We start from the raw sequence: 15,325 nt of genomic DNA on the forward strand, positions 1-15,325 counted from the left end.
GCGACACGTCGCGCCACGCCCGCAATCGGGCGCCGTCAGCGTCCCGCCTGCGCGCCTTCGGCTCCGAACACCGTCAGCCAGCGGGCAACGTCCTTCTCGACGACCGCCTGCATGTTCTGGCCACCCTTCTCGTCCTCGGCAGGCTCACGCGCCCCGAGTCCGACAAGACGTTCCCGAACGCCAGGCTCCGCCAGCGCGTCGTTCAGCGATGCCTGAAGCGCCGCGACCACCTCGGGCGGCGTTCCCTTCGGCGCGAAGAGCCCGGTCCAGACCTGTAGTTCGAGGTTCGGCAACCCGGCCTCGGCAGCCGTCGGAACGTCCGGCATGGCCGCGGAACGCTCGGGCGCGGCGACCGCGAGCGCGCGTACTGCCCCGTCCTTCACGTATGAACTCGCCGACACGACGAGATCGCACGACCCGTCGATCTCGCCTGAGATCACGGCCATGACGGTTTGGCCGAACCCTTGGAAGGGGACGTCGACCGGGTTTATGCCGCCCGCCTGGAAGAGCAGCAGGCAGGCCAACTGCGAGGCTGCCCCGATGCCGGAATGGCCGAAGGTGACTTCGTTCGCCGGATCCTTCGCGTAGGCGATGAACTCGCTCAACGTCTTGTAGGGCTTGTCCTTATTGACGAAGACGACGCCGGGCGTGAAGGACGCTATCCCGAGATAGTCGAAGTCCGTCGTCGGGTCGAAGGTCAGGTTCTTGTTGACCGCGACGGCCGCCGCGAGCGTGCCCGTGTGCCCGAGTCCGATCGTGTAACCGTCGGGGGCGGCTCCCTTCACGCGTTCCGTTCCGATCGCCCCGCCGGCGCCCGGCAGGTTTTCCACCAGCACGTTCTGTCCGAGACGCTTGCCCATGGCCTCCGCGACGATGCGTCCCGTGGTGTCGGCCGCTCCCCCTGCCGCGAACGGCACGACCATCGTTATGGGCTTGTCGGGAAACGACTGTGCTGCGGCGGTTCCCAAAGGGGCCAGCGCCAGGGCCGTCGCCAAGGCGGCTGTGCGAAACGATGCCATGCGTGATCCTCCCAGATCCTTGCCCGCTACCGGGGCCTACGCCAGGCACACTACCCAGTAAAGGTTTTTAATCAACAAAAAACCAATAACTGAAATGCTTATCACGCATGTAGCGATAGACGTTTGGCTTTACATCGGAATAAGGGCAGCGCGAGGGGGCGACCGCATTGCCTGAGTTGCACGGAAGCTGGCTGCTTACCCCGTCCGCACCGGGAGCGTGGTCAGGGTCGTCCGCATGCCGTGAAGTTTGGCGACGGCCGCTGCCAACGGCTCGTTTCCTGCCTGGCGCGGACCCACCAAACGGACACGACCGCACATCCCGGACCGCACCGGGTCCAAGGCCGTGACGGGGTCGGGCCGGCAAGGGCAGACCGAGCGCTGCCCGCATATCCGACGACCGTCAGCGTTTCGGTCGTTCAGTCCAGGACGTCGCGGGTGTGGACGACGACGGGTGGTTCGGCGAAATGCGGGCCCGCAAGGCGCCGCCACTCCTGGAAGTCCTCCGACCCGCGGAAGCGGACTGTATGGTCCTCCACCGTCACCCACCGGACAATGAGCTTGTATGATCCCGGCTGCTCCACGACGCGGTGGAACTCCATGCCGGCGCATCCACGCGCCCGGAGGAAAAGCGGACGCGCCGCCGCGGCCGCGCGTTCCAAGGCTTGCTCCTCGCCGGGTTTGGCGACGATCTCCGCGATCTCAAGGAACATCGCCATCTCCTGCCGTGGCGGGCTTCACCCCATGTTCTGCGTCGATGGTCCGCGTGTCGCCCGTCGCCACGATGGTGCGCGTCGCATCGACGTTGGCGTAGATCCAAAGGATCTTCATCGGCTCCGTGTCGGAGGCGTTGATGAAGCGGTGGGGCAGGTTCGCCGGGATGTACGTCGTGTCCTGCGCCTTGATCCTATGACGCTCGCCGTCGATCTCGACGATGGCGTTGCCCTCGAGAAGCATGACGCTCTCCTCGCAGTTGTGGCTGTGCACCGGGATCGCAGCGCCCGGCTCGAAGATCGTAATGCCGTTGATGAAGCTGGTGGTGCCCGAAGCCCGGTTGACCAGCGGGATGGTCCGGGCACCGCCTCCGCGCTCGTGCGCCTCGATCTCGTCGGGCCGGAGGATGAGGGCCTTCCGGGTCATGGCGTCGTCTCCCTGTCCGCATGGTCACGCGTATCGGCGGAAATCGGTTGCGAAATGTCCGGGACGGAAGCGAAGCTATCCCGCCACCGAAGGCCGGATAACGTATCCGCAGCGGGAACGTACTCGAGCCCAACGGCCCCCGCGTAGCCGATCTCGTCAAGGACAGAGAACACGCCATCGAAGTCGATCGTCCCCGTACCCGGCTCGTGACGACCCGGGTGGTCGGCGACATGGACGTGCGCCACGAGCGTCCTGTGCTCCCTCAGGAAGGCGAGCGGGTCCCGGCCCGCGTTCGTCTCGTGGAAGACGTCGAGGATGATCGCGAGGTTTCCGGGTCCCACCTCCGTGACCGCACTGACGGCGACGGCAGGATCGTTGAGGATATAACGTGCGATCGTCCCCGGTCCGATGGCCTCCACGAGCACGGTCGTGTCCTGCGCTCGCGCGGCTTCGCAAGCGTGTCGAAGGTTCGCAACGTAGGTCGACCAGACATCCTGCCGCCCTGCGCCGCTGGGAAGTACCCCCGCCATGGCGTGAACGTACCGCGCTCCGACGTCCCGCGCGTAGCGTAGGCCCGCCTCGACGCCGTCGCGGAACTCTTCCTCCCGCCCCGGAACGCCCGCCAAGCCCTTGTCCCCGCGCGCGGCGTCGCCGCCGGGCAGCGCCAACTGGAGGAATTCAAGGCCGTGTCCCCGGCACAGCTCGAGCACGCGCCCGGCGGGGAGCGAGTAGGGATTGGAGTGCTCGACGGCGGCGAAGCCGGCTCGTGCCGCCGCGGCGAAGCGGTCCTCCAGGGGGAGCTCGGTAAACAGGTAGCCGAGGTGGGCGCTGTACCGCCTCGTGGCTTGTCCCGTGAGCGACGGATCATGCATGGGCGCCCAGCCTTTCGAGGATCAGGGGAACGATGCCGCCAGCCGCGAGCTGCTTGACCTCGAGGGCAGTCTCGACCGCGGCCACCGTTTCCAATTTTAATCGGGTGCCGTCCATCCGACCGACCGTCACCGTGATGGTCGCCCGCGGTCCCAGTTCCCCGACCGGTGCGAGGACCTCGATCTCGTCGCCCGGCGAGATCGACAGCGTCGCAGGGTGCGAGCTTCTCGGGAGCATTAGGGGAAGCACCCCCATGGCGATGAGGTTCGTGCGGTGGATCCGCTCGAAGCTAGAGGCGATCACGGCCCGGATGCCGAGAAGGGCGACGCCCTTCGCCGCCCAATCCCTGGACGAGCCCATGCCGTACCGTTCGCCTGCGATGATCACGACGGATCGAGCGTCCGCCTCGTACCGGGCGGCGGCCTCGCGCAGACCGACGACCTCGCCGCTCGGGCCGTAGGCCGTCGTCCCGCCGTTCAGATTGGGCGCCAGGAGGTTCGCGACGGAGCGGTTGTCGAACAGCCCGCGGACCATTGCCTCGAAGTTTCCCCGCCGCGACGCGAAGACGTTGAGGTCGGCTGGGTCGTCTCCATGGTCGACGAGATACCGGGCCGCCTCGGATCTCGGCATGATCTGGCCTGCCGGGGAGATGTGGTCGGTGGTCACGTCGTCGCCCAGCACGAGCAGCGGTGTGGCGGTGTAGGAGCCTAGCCGTGTCGTGCCGCCACGATGCGTGAACGGCGGGCGCCGGATGTAGGTCGAGGAATCATCCCAAGGGAAAACTTTTCCGGTCGGTGCGTCCAATTCCACCCAATCGCGGCTCGCCGTCGCCTCCGCGAACGCCGACGGGAAGTCGGCGGCGTCTCCGGCTTCGGCGGCGACCCGGTCAATCTCAGCCGAGGTCGGCCAGAGGTCAGCCAGGAACACCGGAGCTCCGCCCGGCGTCCATGCTACCGGGTCGGACGTCACGTCGCGACGCACGTCCCCGGCCAGCGCGTAGGCTACGACCATTGGCGGCGAGGCAAGGAAGCCGAGGTCGAGCCGGGGATGGACGCGCCCGGGGAAGTTGCGGTTGCCCGAGAGAATGGCGACCGCCGCCTTGCCGTGGTCCAGGGCGACCTCCACCACGGACGGAAGAGGACCGGAGTTACCGATGCACGTCGTGCAGCCGAACCCGACGATGCCGAAGCCGACAGTGGCAAGGTCGTCAAGAAGCCCGGCGCGGTGGAGGTAACGCTCGGCTGCAGGCGACCCCGGCGCGAGCGACGTCTTGACCCAGTGCGGAGGGCGAAGCCCCAGTGCGCGTGCCTTGCGGGCTAAAAGGCCAGCGGCCACGAGCAGGCGTGGATCCGTCGTGTTCGTGCAGCTCGTGAGCGCCGCTATGGCAACGGCACCGTCGGGCACACTCGTGTCCTGACCCGGCTCGTCGCCCAGGGGCCGGCCGAGTGCCGCTTCCACCGCCGTACGCGCATCCCGCGTGGACAGGAGGTCCTGAGGACGGCGTGGACCCGCCAGGCTTGGCGTGAGGGCGGACATGTCCAATTCAAGGGTCGCCGTGTACGTCGGCGAAACATCCGAGTCGAACCAAAGACCTTGCCGCTTGGTCACGACCTCCGCACGCTCGACGACGTTGGACGGGCGGCCCGTCATGCGCAGGTAGTCGATCGCCCGAGAGTCGACGGGGAAGAACCCAGTCGTCGCGCCGTACTCGGGTGCCATGTTGGCGACGACGGCGCGGTCGCCCGCGGACAGCGTCGGGACGCCCGGGCCGAAGAACTCGACGAACTCGCCCGTCACGCCGTGGGCACGGAGCCGCTGCGTCACCGCGAGGGCGAGGTCGGTCGACAGGACGCCTTCCGGCAGGGCGCCGACGAGGCGGACGCCGACCACCTCCGGCAGGCGCAGCATCACGGGCATGCCGAGCATCACGCCTTCGGCCTCGAGGCCGCCGACGCCCCAGCCTAGGACGCCGATGCCGTTGACCATCGGCGTGTGGCTGTCCGTGCCGATAAGCGTGTCGGGGAACACCCAGGACCGCCCGTCGACCTGGGCGGTGCGGCTGACGGTGGCGAGCTGCTCCATGTTCAACGTGTGCATGATGCCCGTGCCCGGCGGGTTGACGCGCAGGCCGGGCAGGGCGGTCGTCGCCCACTTCATCAGGCGGTAGCGCTCGGCGTTGCGCGCGAGCTCGGTTGCCATGTTGGCTTCCAGCGCGTCCGGCGAGCCGTAGCGGTCCACCGCGACGGAATGGTCGACCGACACGTCGATCGGGATCGACGGACGCAGAATGGCCGGATCGAGTCCTGCCTCGGCCAGAGCGTCGCGCATGCCTGCAATGTCGACGAGGGCGGGCACGCAGGTCGTGTCGTGCATAAGCACGCGGGAGGGGCGGAAGGCGATCTCGGCCTCGCTCCGTCCACGCTCGAGCCAGTCAAGGATGACAGAGGCCTGGGCCTCGGCCTCGTCGGTCGCGGCGTGGCGCAGGGCGTTCTCGGCCAGGATGCGAAGGACCCAGGGCATCCGGTCCAACGCAGGGCCGAAGGTGGCGCGCAGGTCGACGAGGTCATGGGGATGGCCGTCGACGACGACGCTCGCGATGGCTGCCCTTCCGGAGGGTCGCTCGGCCCGTACGCTGGCTCCGCTCATCCCCGGGTCTCTCAGACGAGCCGTTCGGACGAGACGAGGACGCCGTCCGCGTCGACGTAGATCCAGTCGCCCGGGCGGAACTCGGCACCGCCGAACCGGACCGGGATCTCCTTGCGGCCGGCACCGTCCTTGGCGCTCTTCTTTGGGCTGGTCGCGAGGCACCGCACGCCGACGTCCATCGCGTCGATCTCGACGCAGTCGCGGATCGAGCCGTTGATGACGATTCCGGCCCAGCCGTTGTCGAAGAGGATCTGCGCGATCATGTCCCCGAGGAGTGCAAAACGCGTCGAGCCCCCGCCGTCGACCACCATCACGCGGCCCTCGCCGGGTTCCTGGAGGCAGGCCTTCATCAGGGCGTTGTCTTCGAAGCACTTCACGGTCGCGATCGGCCCGTGGAAGGCGACGCGACGCCCGAAGCGGCGGAATGGCAGGTCGCAGAGGGTGACCTTTGCGTCGTGCGCATCGACCAGGTCGGCAGTCTTCATGTTCGTGTCCTCGTGTTCGATGGGGCGCGGGTCAACGCATCTGCCGGGCGTAGCCGGCCTCGAGTTCCTCAACCTGCGTGTCCGTCAGTCGCTGGGTCTTGAACGGGCGCAGCATCAGGAGGAGCTTGGCGGTCTCCTCCAGCTCCTCGGAGGCGTAGACAGCCGAGGTCAGGTCCTTGCCCGCGACGACCGGGCCGTGGTTCGCCAGGAGGACGGCAGCATGGCGGCCGTCGAGGCCACGGATGAGGTCGCCCGAGCGCGGGTCCCCCGGCTTGACGTAGGGGACGCGCGCGACCTTGCCGACGCGCATGACGACGTAGGGGGTGATCGGCTCGACGCAGTCCGCGTCGTCGAGGTCGGCGAGGCAGGAGAGCGCGGTGCAGTGGGTGCAGTGGAGGTGGACCACGGCGCCGGTCGCCGGCCGCGTCTCGTAGAAGGCGCGGTGGAGGAAGACCTCCTTCGACGGCTTGTCGCCGCCGACATGGTTCCAGTCCTTGTCGAGCTTCGAGATGCGCTCGGGCTCGAGAAAGCCGAGGCACGAGTTCGTCGGCGTCATGAGGAAGCCGTCGGCGACCCGGGCGCTGACGTTGCCCGCCGTGCCGACGGAGAAGCCGCGCTCGAACAGCGAGCGGCAATATCGGACCATCTCCTCGCGGAGCTCGCGCTCGCTCATGCCTGGCCCCCGAGGCTGCCGAGCGCCTTCTCGAAGAAGTCGGGCGCGCCGAAGTTGCCCGACTTGAGCACGAGGGCGAGGCTGCCGTTCTCCGTGGCGAGCACGGGGACGCCGGGATCGATCTCCGAGCCGATCCGGAGGGCGTCGAGGTTCAGGGCGGACACGACCGCGCCGGAGGTTTCGCCGCCCGCGACCACGAGGCGGCGCACGCCGCCCTCGACCAGCATCCTGGCCGTGTCCGCGAACAGGGCGTCGAGCTTGTGGGCGACCGCGTCCCGTCCGTAGCGTTCCTGGAGGCGGCGGACCTCGTCGGGCGTGCCTGACGAGTAGGCGAGGGGTGCCCGTCCCTCGTTCGAGCGGACGAACGACACGATGTCCCGCGCGGTGGTCGCGTCGCGCATGACGGCGTCGACGTCGATGGCGAGCACGGGATGGCTGGCGGCGTGGCGGTCGATCTGGCCGCGCGTCGCTCCCGAGCAGCTTCCGGCGAGGATCGCCTCCGGACCGTCGACGGCGACCGCGCCGCTGCCCGACCCCGAGGCCAGCCCGGCCCGGATGAAGTTGGCGGGTAGGCCGATCGCGATGCCGGACCCGCCCGTCAGCAGGGGCGCGTCCGCACAGGCCGTCCCGATGGTGACGAGGTCGTCGTCGGACGTCGCGTCGACGACCACGAGCGGGGAGACGGCAGCGTCGGTCAAGGATTCGCGGATGGCCTCGGCCCCGCGCCGCACCGTGCCCGAGGCGACGAGCCCGACCTCGTTCCGGCTCTGCCGCGCGAGCCAACGGCGGATGTCGGAGTCCGTCATCGGGTTCAGCGGATGGTTCTGCATGCCGGACTCGGCGAGCAGGCGGTCGTGCACGAAGAGGTGGCCCTGGTAGACCGTACGCCCGGCTCCCGGGAATGCGGGGCAGATGACGACGCCCCGCGCGCCGAGGGTCTCCGCCAGGGCGTCGGCGACCGGGCCGATGTTGCCCTCCGGCGTTGAGTCGAAGGTCGAGCAGTACTTGAAGACGATCTGGCGGCAGCCCTGGTGGCGGAGCCAGGCGAGCGCCTCCAGGGACTGGCGCACGGCGTCCGTCGGGGGAATCGAGCGGCTCTTCAGGGACACGACGCCGGCCTCAACGTTCGGCGCCGCGTCGGTCGCTGGGACGCCGAGGTACTGCGTCGTGCGCAGGCCGCCCTGTCCGCCCCAGCCCTTGGCGATGGTGTTGGCGATGTCGCTCGCCCCGGTGAAGTCGTCCGCGATCACGCCGAGAAGCATCGGACCCTCACGCGGCGGGGGCGACGAGGCGGCGGATCTTCTCCACCGCTGCGTCGGGACTGGTGAGGACCGGGGTCGCCGTGACGGCGCTGACCGCGGCGCGGGCGCGCGACGTCGAGAAGTGCGCGAGCATGATGGCGTCGAACCCTTCGAGCGCGGCCGCCTGCTCGGCCACGAGGCGGTTGTGGGTCTCGGCATCGCCGCCGTTCAGGGCGCGGATCGCTGGCTCCACGACGAACGTGGTAAGCTCCGCTTCCGGCTTGATGCGGATCGCGTCGGAGCGGAACTCCTCCTCCATGCTGGCCCGCGACGGCGGGAAGGCCGCGATCATGGCGAGGCGCCGGCCGCGCGCCATCGCCGCCTCGAACATCGCCTCGTTGGGCTTCAGGACGGGGACGGGCAACTGCCGTGCCGCCTCCTCAATGGCGCTGCCAAAGGACGAGCAGGTGAAGAGGACGCCGTCCGCGCCGATGCCGACCGCGTAGCGGGCGAGCGTTACCATCCGGTCGGTCAGCTCGTCCGTGATGCCGGAAGCCGCGGCCCGGTCGGGCGACAGGCTGTCGTCCATGATGTTGACGGTCTCGGCGTCGGCCCATCCGGTCGCGAAGGCCTGCCGGATCGGTTCGACGGCGATGGGGGTGGCATGGATCAGCGCGATGCGCGGCTTGGAGGGCATGGGTCTCTCCGGATCGGGATGGCGGGGCCGACGACGACGTCGGCCCCCGTGCGGTCGGCTTCAAGCAGCGGGGAAGACCCAAACGCTCTCCGGCGGGAACTCGGCGTAGATCCGGCCCGGGGGGAGCGGTCGGGCGCCGTTTGCCTTGACCGCAAAGTCGCCGCGGCGGATCCGGTACTCCCATCGGTCGCCGAGGTAGAGGCTGTCGTCGAGCTGCATCTCGAGGCGGTTCGGACCGGGATCGTTGGAGACGCTGATCTGCTCGACGCGGATCACGGCCTGCGCGTCCGCGGCCTTCGCCAGCTTCGCGTCGGCGTCGCGCACCACGCCGTCCAGCGCCCAGCCCTCGCCGCCGATCGTGGCGCGGTTGCCCTCGATCGAGACGATCTTGCCGCGGGCGATGTTGTTCGCGCCGAGGAAGTCCGCCGCGTAGAAGCTGCTCGGCTCCGTGTAGATCTGGTGCGGCGCACCCTCTTGGACGATGCGCCCGTTCTGGAGGAGCAGGATGTTGTCAGCGGCGGCGAGTGCTTCCGTCTGGTCGTGCGTGACGAGCACCGCGCAGATCTCGAGGTCGAGGATCAGCTTTCTGATCCAGTAGCGCGCCTCCTCGCGGAGCTTGGCGTCGAGGTTCGACAGGGGCTCGTCGAGAAGGAGGACGCGCGGCTCGTAGACGAGGGCACGGCAGATCGCGACGCGCTGCTGCTGGCCGCCCGAGAGCTGACTCGGGTAGCGGTCGCCGAGGTGGCCGAGACCGAGGCGCTCCAGGATGTGCTGGACGCGCTTCTCCATGTCGGCCGCGTTGGTGCCGCGCAGCTTCAGCCCGTAACCGACGTTCTCCTTCACCGTCCGGTGCGGCCACAGCGCGTAGGACTGGAAGACGAGGCCGATGTTGCGCTGCTCGGGCGGCAGGAGGATGCGCTTCTCGTTGTCGAGCGCGACCTTGTCGCCGATGCGGATGACGCCGATCTCGGGGTTCTCCAACCCGGCGATGCACCGCAGGAGGGTGGTCTTGCCCGAACCCGATGCGCCCAGCAGCGCGACGATCGAGCCGCGGTCGGCGGTGAAGGAGGCGCCCTTGAGGATCTGGAGGCCGCCCAGCCACTTCTGGACGTTGTTGACGACGAGCTCAGTCATGGATCTTGGCTCCGAGACGCAGGGCGAGCATGAGGCCGGCCGCGGTGAGGATGATCGAGATGAAGGAGAGCGCCGCGATCGTGTCCATGGCGCCTGTCTGGAGGAGGGTGACCATCAGCGAGCCGATGACCTCGGTGCCCGCGCCCATGAGGTAGACGCCGACGGCGTACTCCCGGAGGAAGATGATCATGATCAGCGCCCAGGCGCCGGCGAGGCCGGGACGGACGATCGGGACGACGATGTCGCGCCAGGTCCGGCCGACGGTGGCGCCCGACGTGCGCGCCGCCTCCTCGAGCTCGGGCGCGACCTGGATCAGCGTTCCCTGGAGAAGCCGGAGGCCGTAGCTGAGGCCCACCACCAGATAAGCGATGAAGAGGGCGATCAGCGTCGGTCGCAGCGGGGTGAGGAAGGGCACGAAGAGGAAGAGCCAGAAGAAGGCGAGGCCGACGACGAGGCCGGGCAGGGCGCGGGGCAGGAGCACCGTGTAGTCGAGCACCGTGTTCGAGACGGTGTGGTTGCGGTGTCCGGCGAGGCCGACGAGCAGGTAGATGAACACCGCCACCGCGCCGCCGACCACCGACAGGAGCACTGTGTTGAGGATACCTCGCGTCAGGCTCGGCACGTCGAGGAGGTGGCGGAAGTTCTGGAGCGTCAGGTGGTCGACGAGGCTGATGCCCTGTCCCCAGGCGTTGACGAACGCGCGCACCGTGATGCCGCCGATCGGCAGGACCACCGAGACGAAGAGCCAGAGACCGATGACGGACAGGGCGATCGCCTGTCCCTTGCGGCCGAGCTTGAGCGGCGTGGCGCGGGCGCCCTTGCCGCCGAGCGCGGCGTAGCGGCGCGAGTTGCGCAGGAGCTTGCGCTGGAAGAACACGAGCGGCAGGGTGATCAGGATCAGCACCATCGCGACCACCGCCATGAGCTGGTAGGTCGGCACGCCGAAGAGGGTGGTGAGCTTGTAGATGTAGGTCGTGAGCACCACGATGCCGTTCGGGTCGCCGAGGACCAACGGGATGCCGAAGGTTTCGAAGCCCAGCAGGATGTTGAGCGCCGCCACGAAGACGAGCGCAGGCAGCACCATCGGCAGCGTGACGTCACGCGACACCCGCCAGATCCCGGCGCCGGTCGTCCGGGCGGCCTCCTCGAGGTCGGACGGCAGGTTCCGCATGGCCGCGGAAACGTAGAGATAGACGTGCGGGACGTGGCTGAGGCCGGCGATCACGATGATTCCGGCGAGCGTGTACAGGTTCCACGGCACGAAGCCGAAGGTCTCGCGCATCCAGATCGACACGAAGCCCGACGGGCCGACCGAGACTGTGTAGCCGAAGGCGAGCACGATCGAGGAGATGAACATCGGCACGAGGACGAGGATCTCGAGCGTCCGCTTGAAGCGGATGTCGGTGCGGGTCAGCAGGAATGCGAGGATGCCTCCGAGCGGGACCGCGACGAACACCATGCCGAAGGCGAAGAGCGTCGTGGTGCCGAGTGCCTGGTAGAAGGTCGGGTCGCTGAGGACGTAGGCATAGGCGTCGAGGCTGACGCTGGTCCGGCGGCTGAAGAACGGGCCGTCGAGGAAGCTCTGGTAGACGATGAGGCCGACCGGGGCGAGCACGAACAGCGCGAGCAGGCCGATGACGACGTTCCGGTACCAGCGGGCGTCGATCGGCCGCTTCATCCGGGGCTCGACTGGCTCGCGCATGGCGGCGGAAGCCACGCGGCCGGGTATGGAGGGGGCGTTTGCTGACATGGGTCGCGGATCCCGTGACGGAGGATGGGGCCCGCGACCCGACGCGGGCCGCGGGCGTCGGGGCGTCGCCTCAGCGGGCGACCGCCGCCTGCCATTCCTTGAAGAAGCCGACGCGCTTCTCGGGCTTCATGAACTCGAGCAGGGTGTCGTCGAGGGCGATGGGCTTCAGGGCGCCGCCGACGGTGTCGTTCAGCGTCTTGACGTTGAGACCCGCCGTCACGTCCTCGCGCACGGACGGCAGGCCACCCGAGGCGAGCGCGTCCTGACCCTCCTTCGACAGCATGAAGTCGACGAAGAGCTTGGCCGCCTCCGGATGGGGCGCGTCCTTGGTGATGCCCGCGACGCGCGAGAAGGCGGCCGTGTAGTCGGTGAAGAACCCGACGCCGAGGTTCGGCGTCGACTTCACCCAGTCGAGCGCGTAGGAGCCGATGATGTTGTAGGCGAGGACGTTCTCGCCCGAGACCACGGTCTCGCGCATCGAGCCCGAGCTCGAGTAGGTGCGCACGCCCGCGCCGCCCATGGCCTTGGCGAGCGTCCAGAACCCGTCCGCGTCGGCGACGACGTCGTGCGTGTGGTGGAGGAAGCCAGTGCCGCTCTTCTCCGGGTCGAAGGTCGCGACCTTGCCCTTCAGGGCGGCGTCTCCCTCGAGGAACTTGGCGAGGTCGGCGTGGGTCGTCGGAACCTTGTCCTTCGGCAGGGCCGAAGTGTTGTAGATCATGCCGATCGGCTCGACCGTGGTCGCGTAGAGCATGTTCTCGTAGTCCGCCCACTCGGGAAGGTTCGCCTTCTCGGGGGACTCGTATTCTTCGACGTAGCCGTCGGCAGCGAGCGTCATCTGGAGGTCCATGCCGGAACTCCAGACGATGTCGGCGCCGACCTGGCCTGCGGCGGCCTCGGAGATCGCACGGTTGTAGGCGCCGTTGGTGCCGAGGTCGTTGTACTCGATGGGGATGCCGTACTTCTTGGTGAAGGCGTCGAGCAGGGCCTGCGCCTGCGCGATGTCGGTCGAGGTGTAGATGACGACCTTGCCCTCGCCCTTGGCGGCCTCGATCGTCGAGGCGTAGTCGGCGGGATAGCCGGCGGGAACGTCCTGGGCCGAGGCGGCGGCGATGGCGGCGAGCGAGACGGCGCCCGCGAAGAGGGCCGACGTGAAGATGCGCATGTGAATTCCTCCCGAGTGCCGGGCGCCCCGCCGCGCACGATGGCTGCGGCTCCTCCGGGGCGGCGGCGATGTCGGGTCGGCGGACCATCCGCCGACCTCGGTCGTCACTGGGCTGACTGGCGAATTCGGAACGAAAAGCCAGTTGGGCATGTCGTCAACGGGCGTTGGCAACCATGCGCTCGGGCTGGCTGTCGCGGCCGACGGCGGCAGCGACGAGCGAGCCGAAGGCGTCGCAGTTCATGGTGCCGCCGAGGTCGCGGGTGCGGCTCTCGGGGTTTTCCAGCACCTCGTCGACGGCGCGCTCGATCTCGGCGCCCGCCGCCTCGAAGTTGGCGAGGCCCCGCTTCTCGCCGAGCCAGCTCAGCATCATCGCGACCGACAGGATTAGCGACGACGGGTTGGCGACGTTCTTGCCCTGGATATCCGGGGCGGAGCCATGCTGCGCCTGGGCGCAGACGCGGTTCTCCTCGCGGTTGGCGTTGATCGAGCCGGCGAGGCCGAGGCTGCCGGAGAGCTCGCTGGCGAGGTCGGAGAGGATGTCGGAGTAGAAGTTCGTCGAGACGATCACGTCGTAGCGCGAGGGGTCGCGGACGAGGTGGGCGGCCATGGCGTCGATGATGACGTCGTTCAGTTCGACCTCGGGGAACTCCTTGTGGACCTTGCGGACCCAGTCGAGGAAGAAGCCGTCGGTGATGATGAAGTTGTTCGCCTTGTGGACGGCGGTGACCTTCTTGCCGCGCTTCATCGCGAGCAGGAAAGCCTCCCGGGCGATGCGCTCGCAGGCCTTGGAGGTAAGCTTGCGCACCGACAGCGCGACGTCCTCGGTCGGCATGAACTCGCCGAGGCCCTTGTACATGTTGCGGTCGGGATAGAAGCCCTCGGTCGCCTCGCGCATGATTACGAGGTCCATGTCCTTGCCGGGCAGGAAGGAGCGCTTACGGGCGGGGCGGACGTTCGCATAGAGGTCGAGCCGGACGCGGAAGCCGCCGGAGACGTTCACGCCGCCCTTGTCGCGTGCCGGATAGTCCATGTGGGACTGGGGCCCGAGGATGATGCCGTCGTAGCCTTTGGCCTTCTCGATCGTCTCGTCGCGCAGTGTCGTGCCGTGTTTCTCGAGGCTGACGAAGCCGACGTCCTCGTAGTCGCACTCGATGCCAAGGTCGAAGCGGCGGTTCGCCTGCTCTAGGACCTCCATCGTGGCCTTGGTGATCTCGGGTCCGATGCCGTCGCACGGCAGCACAAGGAAACGCATCTTCTCTCTCCCATTTCGCGCGGCGGCGCCGCCGGATTGGCGTGGGAGTGTTTTGGCTTTTTCGATTTATAAATGCAACGGCAATTTTGGACTTTGAAACAGAAAAATGCATTTTGATTGGTGCGGCAGATTGGTTATTGTCTCACCGGACCGTGAGCAAGGTGGCCTGCCGTCGGCGAACGGGGCGTGGCATGGGGAAGGGTACGCATGTCCGAAGTCGCAAGCCCGCTCGTGATCTCGCTGGCAGGGAAGGTCGGCGACCTGATCCGTGCCGGGGACATCAAGGTAGGGGAGAAGCTCGCCACGCAGGCGCTGGCCGACCGCTTCGGCGTGTCCCGGTCGCCCGTGCGGGACGCGCTCACCCTGCTGCACGAACGGGGCTTCATCGATCAGCAGCCGAACCGCGGCTTCTTCGCCAAGCACGTCGCCTATAACGCCGGTGGCGCCGCCAGCGAGCCGCTGCCGCACGACGCTCCGGACGTCTACCAACGGCTTGCCGAGGACTGGCTGACCGACCGCATCCCGTCGGAGGTGAGTGAGCAGATGCTGCGCGAGCGCTATGGGCTGACGAAGGCGCAAGTGTCCGATATCCTCGTGCGCGCGACGCGGGAGGGATGGGCCGAGCGCAAGCAGGGCTACGGCTGGCGACTTCTTCCCGTAGCCAAGACCCCCGAGGCGTTCGAGCAGATCTACCGTTTCCGCATGCTGGTCGAACCCGCAGCCATGCTGGAACCGGACTTCCGCGTCGACCCGAAAATCCTCGCGGAGCAACGCCGCATCCAGGAGAAGATGCTGGAGTCCGACATCGAGCGGTTGCCGGCGGAGCGGCTGCTCGACAACGGCTCGATCTTCCACGAGGAGCTGATGCGCATGAGCGGCAACCCGTTCATGCATATGTCGCTCGTCCGGGTGAACCGCATGCGGCGCTTGCTGGAGTACCGCTCCAGCATCGATCGGGCACGGCTCACCGTCCAATGCACCCAGCACCTCGAGATCCTGTCCGCGCTGGAGCGCAACGAGATCATCGAAGCGTCCTACCTCATGCGACGTCACCTCGGCGGTGCCTTGACACGCAAGTCGCCGCTCCGATGGGCGAAGGACGCGTTGCCCTCCGGATACGGCGACGGCGAGGACGTTCAGTCCCCGGATCCATCGAACGATTAGGGGAGAGTTCCGCCATCGGTGGAGGCAGCCTATGGTCAGGCTTCCGAGGGGCACGGCTAGCCGGGCCTCGCTCCCGGCCGGCTGATCGGACGGCC

At 68.2% G+C, this 15,325-nt stretch carries 14 protein-coding genes; 1 reads left to right on the plus strand and 13 read right to left on the minus strand.

Annotated elements, in window-relative coordinates; genetic code table 11:
- Positions 1-35: 35 nt before the first annotated feature.
- The 13 genes from H7A85_RS02950 to H7A85_RS03010 all read right to left on the minus strand — a co-directional run bounded on the left by H7A85_RS02950 (position 36) and on the right by H7A85_RS03010 (position 14,066).
- Positions 36-1,019, minus strand: a complete 984-nt coding sequence (locus tag H7A85_RS02950; RefSeq protein ID WP_182084370.1) for a tripartite tricarboxylate transporter substrate binding protein — start codon at positions 1,017-1,019, stop codon at positions 36-38.
- A gap of 416 nt (positions 1,020-1,435) precedes the next feature.
- Positions 1,436-1,729 (minus strand): antibiotic biosynthesis monooxygenase family protein, encoded by a 294-nt coding sequence (locus H7A85_RS02955; protein WP_182084371.1) that lies wholly within the window; start codon positions 1,727-1,729, stop codon positions 1,436-1,438.
- Positions 1,719-2,156, minus strand: coding sequence for a cupin domain-containing protein (locus H7A85_RS02960; protein ID WP_182084372.1), 438 nt, complete (start codon positions 2,154-2,156; stop codon positions 1,719-1,721). The genes H7A85_RS02955 and H7A85_RS02960 overlap by 11 nt, the downstream gene beginning before the upstream one ends.
- Positions 2,153-3,028: a TIM barrel protein gene (locus H7A85_RS02965; protein WP_182084373.1), complete on the minus strand. Its 876-nt coding sequence runs from the start codon at positions 3,026-3,028 to the stop codon at positions 2,153-2,155. Before H7A85_RS02965 ends, H7A85_RS02960 begins: the two co-directional genes overlap by 4 nt.
- Positions 3,021-5,672: an aconitate hydratase AcnA gene (gene acnA / locus H7A85_RS02970; RefSeq protein ID WP_182084374.1), complete on the minus strand. Its 2,652-nt coding sequence runs from the start codon at positions 5,670-5,672 to the stop codon at positions 3,021-3,023. The genes H7A85_RS02965 and acnA overlap by 8 nt, the downstream gene beginning before the upstream one ends.
- A gap of 11 nt (positions 5,673-5,683) precedes the next feature.
- Positions 5,684-6,157: a ribonuclease E activity regulator RraA gene (gene rraA, locus H7A85_RS02975; RefSeq protein ID WP_182084375.1), complete on the minus strand. Its 474-nt coding sequence runs from the start codon at positions 6,155-6,157 to the stop codon at positions 5,684-5,686.
- Positions 6,158-6,188: 31 nt separating this feature from the next.
- Positions 6,189-6,830, minus strand: a complete 642-nt coding sequence (locus H7A85_RS02980) for an aldolase (RefSeq protein ID WP_182084376.1) — start codon at positions 6,828-6,830, stop codon at positions 6,189-6,191.
- Positions 6,827-8,092: a 3-oxo-tetronate kinase gene (gene otnK / locus H7A85_RS02985; protein WP_182084377.1), complete on the minus strand. Its 1,266-nt coding sequence runs from the start codon at positions 8,090-8,092 to the stop codon at positions 6,827-6,829. Before otnK ends, H7A85_RS02980 begins: the two co-directional genes overlap by 4 nt.
- A 7-nt stretch (positions 8,093-8,099) precedes the next feature.
- Positions 8,100-8,768, minus strand: coding sequence for an aspartate/glutamate racemase family protein (locus H7A85_RS02990; protein ID WP_182084378.1), 669 nt, complete (start codon positions 8,766-8,768; stop codon positions 8,100-8,102).
- A 60-nt stretch (positions 8,769-8,828) separates the two neighbouring features.
- Entirely contained in the window at positions 8,829-9,902 is a 1,074-nt protein-coding gene (locus H7A85_RS02995; RefSeq protein WP_182084379.1) for an ABC transporter ATP-binding protein, read from the minus strand.
- Complete coding sequence (locus H7A85_RS03000) at positions 9,895-11,580, minus strand: iron ABC transporter permease (RefSeq protein ID WP_244630894.1); 1,686 nt, start codon at positions 11,578-11,580, stop codon at positions 9,895-9,897. Before H7A85_RS03000 ends, H7A85_RS02995 begins: the two co-directional genes overlap by 8 nt.
- Before the next feature lie 142 nt (positions 11,581-11,722).
- On the minus strand, positions 11,723-12,814 hold the full coding sequence (locus tag H7A85_RS03005) for an ABC transporter substrate-binding protein (RefSeq protein ID WP_182084381.1): 1,092 nt from the start codon (positions 12,812-12,814) through the stop codon (positions 11,723-11,725).
- A gap of 154 nt (positions 12,815-12,968) precedes the next feature.
- Entirely contained in the window at positions 12,969-14,066 is a 1,098-nt protein-coding gene (locus tag H7A85_RS03010; protein WP_182084382.1) for an isocitrate/isopropylmalate dehydrogenase family protein, read from the minus strand.
- A gap of 207 nt (positions 14,067-14,273) precedes the next feature.
- Between H7A85_RS03010 and H7A85_RS03015 the strand changes: the two genes are divergently transcribed.
- The gene (locus H7A85_RS03015; RefSeq protein ID WP_182084383.1) at positions 14,274-15,230 is read left to right on the plus strand and encodes a GntR family transcriptional regulator; all 957 of its coding nucleotides are present in this window, start codon (positions 14,274-14,276) and stop codon (positions 15,228-15,230) included.
- Positions 15,231-15,325 lie beyond the last annotated feature (95 nt).

Origin of the sequence: Aureimonas sp. ME7 (assembly GCF_903970965.1) — a bacterium.
In the GTDB taxonomy this organism is placed as follows: Bacteria; Pseudomonadota; Alphaproteobacteria; order Rhizobiales; family Rhizobiaceae; genus Aureimonas.

What these genes read in the sequence shown, in the direction of transcription:
- H7A85_RS02960 (WP_182084372.1), bottom strand. Translation starts at nt 2,156, where the DNA reads ATGACCCGGAAGGCCCTCATCCTCCGGCCCGACGAGATCGAGGCGCAC.
- H7A85_RS02950 (WP_182084370.1), bottom strand. Translation starts at nt 1,019, where the DNA reads ATGGCATCGTTTCGCACAGCCGCCTTGGCGACGGCCCTGGCGCTGGCC.
- H7A85_RS02955 (WP_182084371.1), bottom strand. Translation starts at nt 1,729, where the DNA reads ATGTTCCTTGAGATCGCGGAGATCGTCGCCAAACCCGGCGAGGAGCAA.
- H7A85_RS02995 (WP_182084379.1), bottom strand. Translation starts at nt 9,902, where the DNA reads ATGACTGAGCTCGTCGTCAACAACGTCCAGAAGTGGCTGGGCGGCCTC.
- H7A85_RS03005 (WP_182084381.1), bottom strand. Translation starts at nt 12,814, where the DNA reads ATGCGCATCTTCACGTCGGCCCTCTTCGCGGGCGCCGTCTCGCTCGCC.
- H7A85_RS03010 (WP_182084382.1), bottom strand. Translation starts at nt 14,066, where the DNA reads ATGCGTTTCCTTGTGCTGCCGTGCGACGGCATCGGACCCGAGATCACC.
- H7A85_RS03000 (WP_244630894.1), bottom strand. Translation starts at nt 11,580, where the DNA reads ATGAAGCGGCCGATCGACGCCCGCTGGTACCGGAACGTCGTCATCGGC.
- rraA (WP_182084375.1), bottom strand. Translation starts at nt 6,157, where the DNA reads ATGAAGACTGCCGACCTGGTCGATGCGCACGACGCAAAGGTCACCCTC.
- H7A85_RS02990 (WP_182084378.1), bottom strand. Translation starts at nt 8,768, where the DNA reads ATGCCCTCCAAGCCGCGCATCGCGCTGATCCATGCCACCCCCATCGCC.
- H7A85_RS03015 (WP_182084383.1), top strand. Translation starts at nt 14,274, where the DNA reads ATGTCCGAAGTCGCAAGCCCGCTCGTGATCTCGCTGGCAGGGAAGGTC.
- otnK (WP_182084377.1), bottom strand. Translation starts at nt 8,092, where the DNA reads ATGCTTCTCGGCGTGATCGCGGACGACTTCACCGGGGCGAGCGACATC.
- H7A85_RS02980 (WP_182084376.1), bottom strand. Translation starts at nt 6,830, where the DNA reads ATGAGCGAGCGCGAGCTCCGCGAGGAGATGGTCCGATATTGCCGCTCG.
- H7A85_RS02965 (WP_182084373.1), bottom strand. Translation starts at nt 3,028, where the DNA reads ATGCATGATCCGTCGCTCACGGGACAAGCCACGAGGCGGTACAGCGCC.
- acnA (WP_182084374.1), bottom strand. Translation starts at nt 5,672, where the DNA reads ATGAGCGGAGCCAGCGTACGGGCCGAGCGACCCTCCGGAAGGGCAGCC.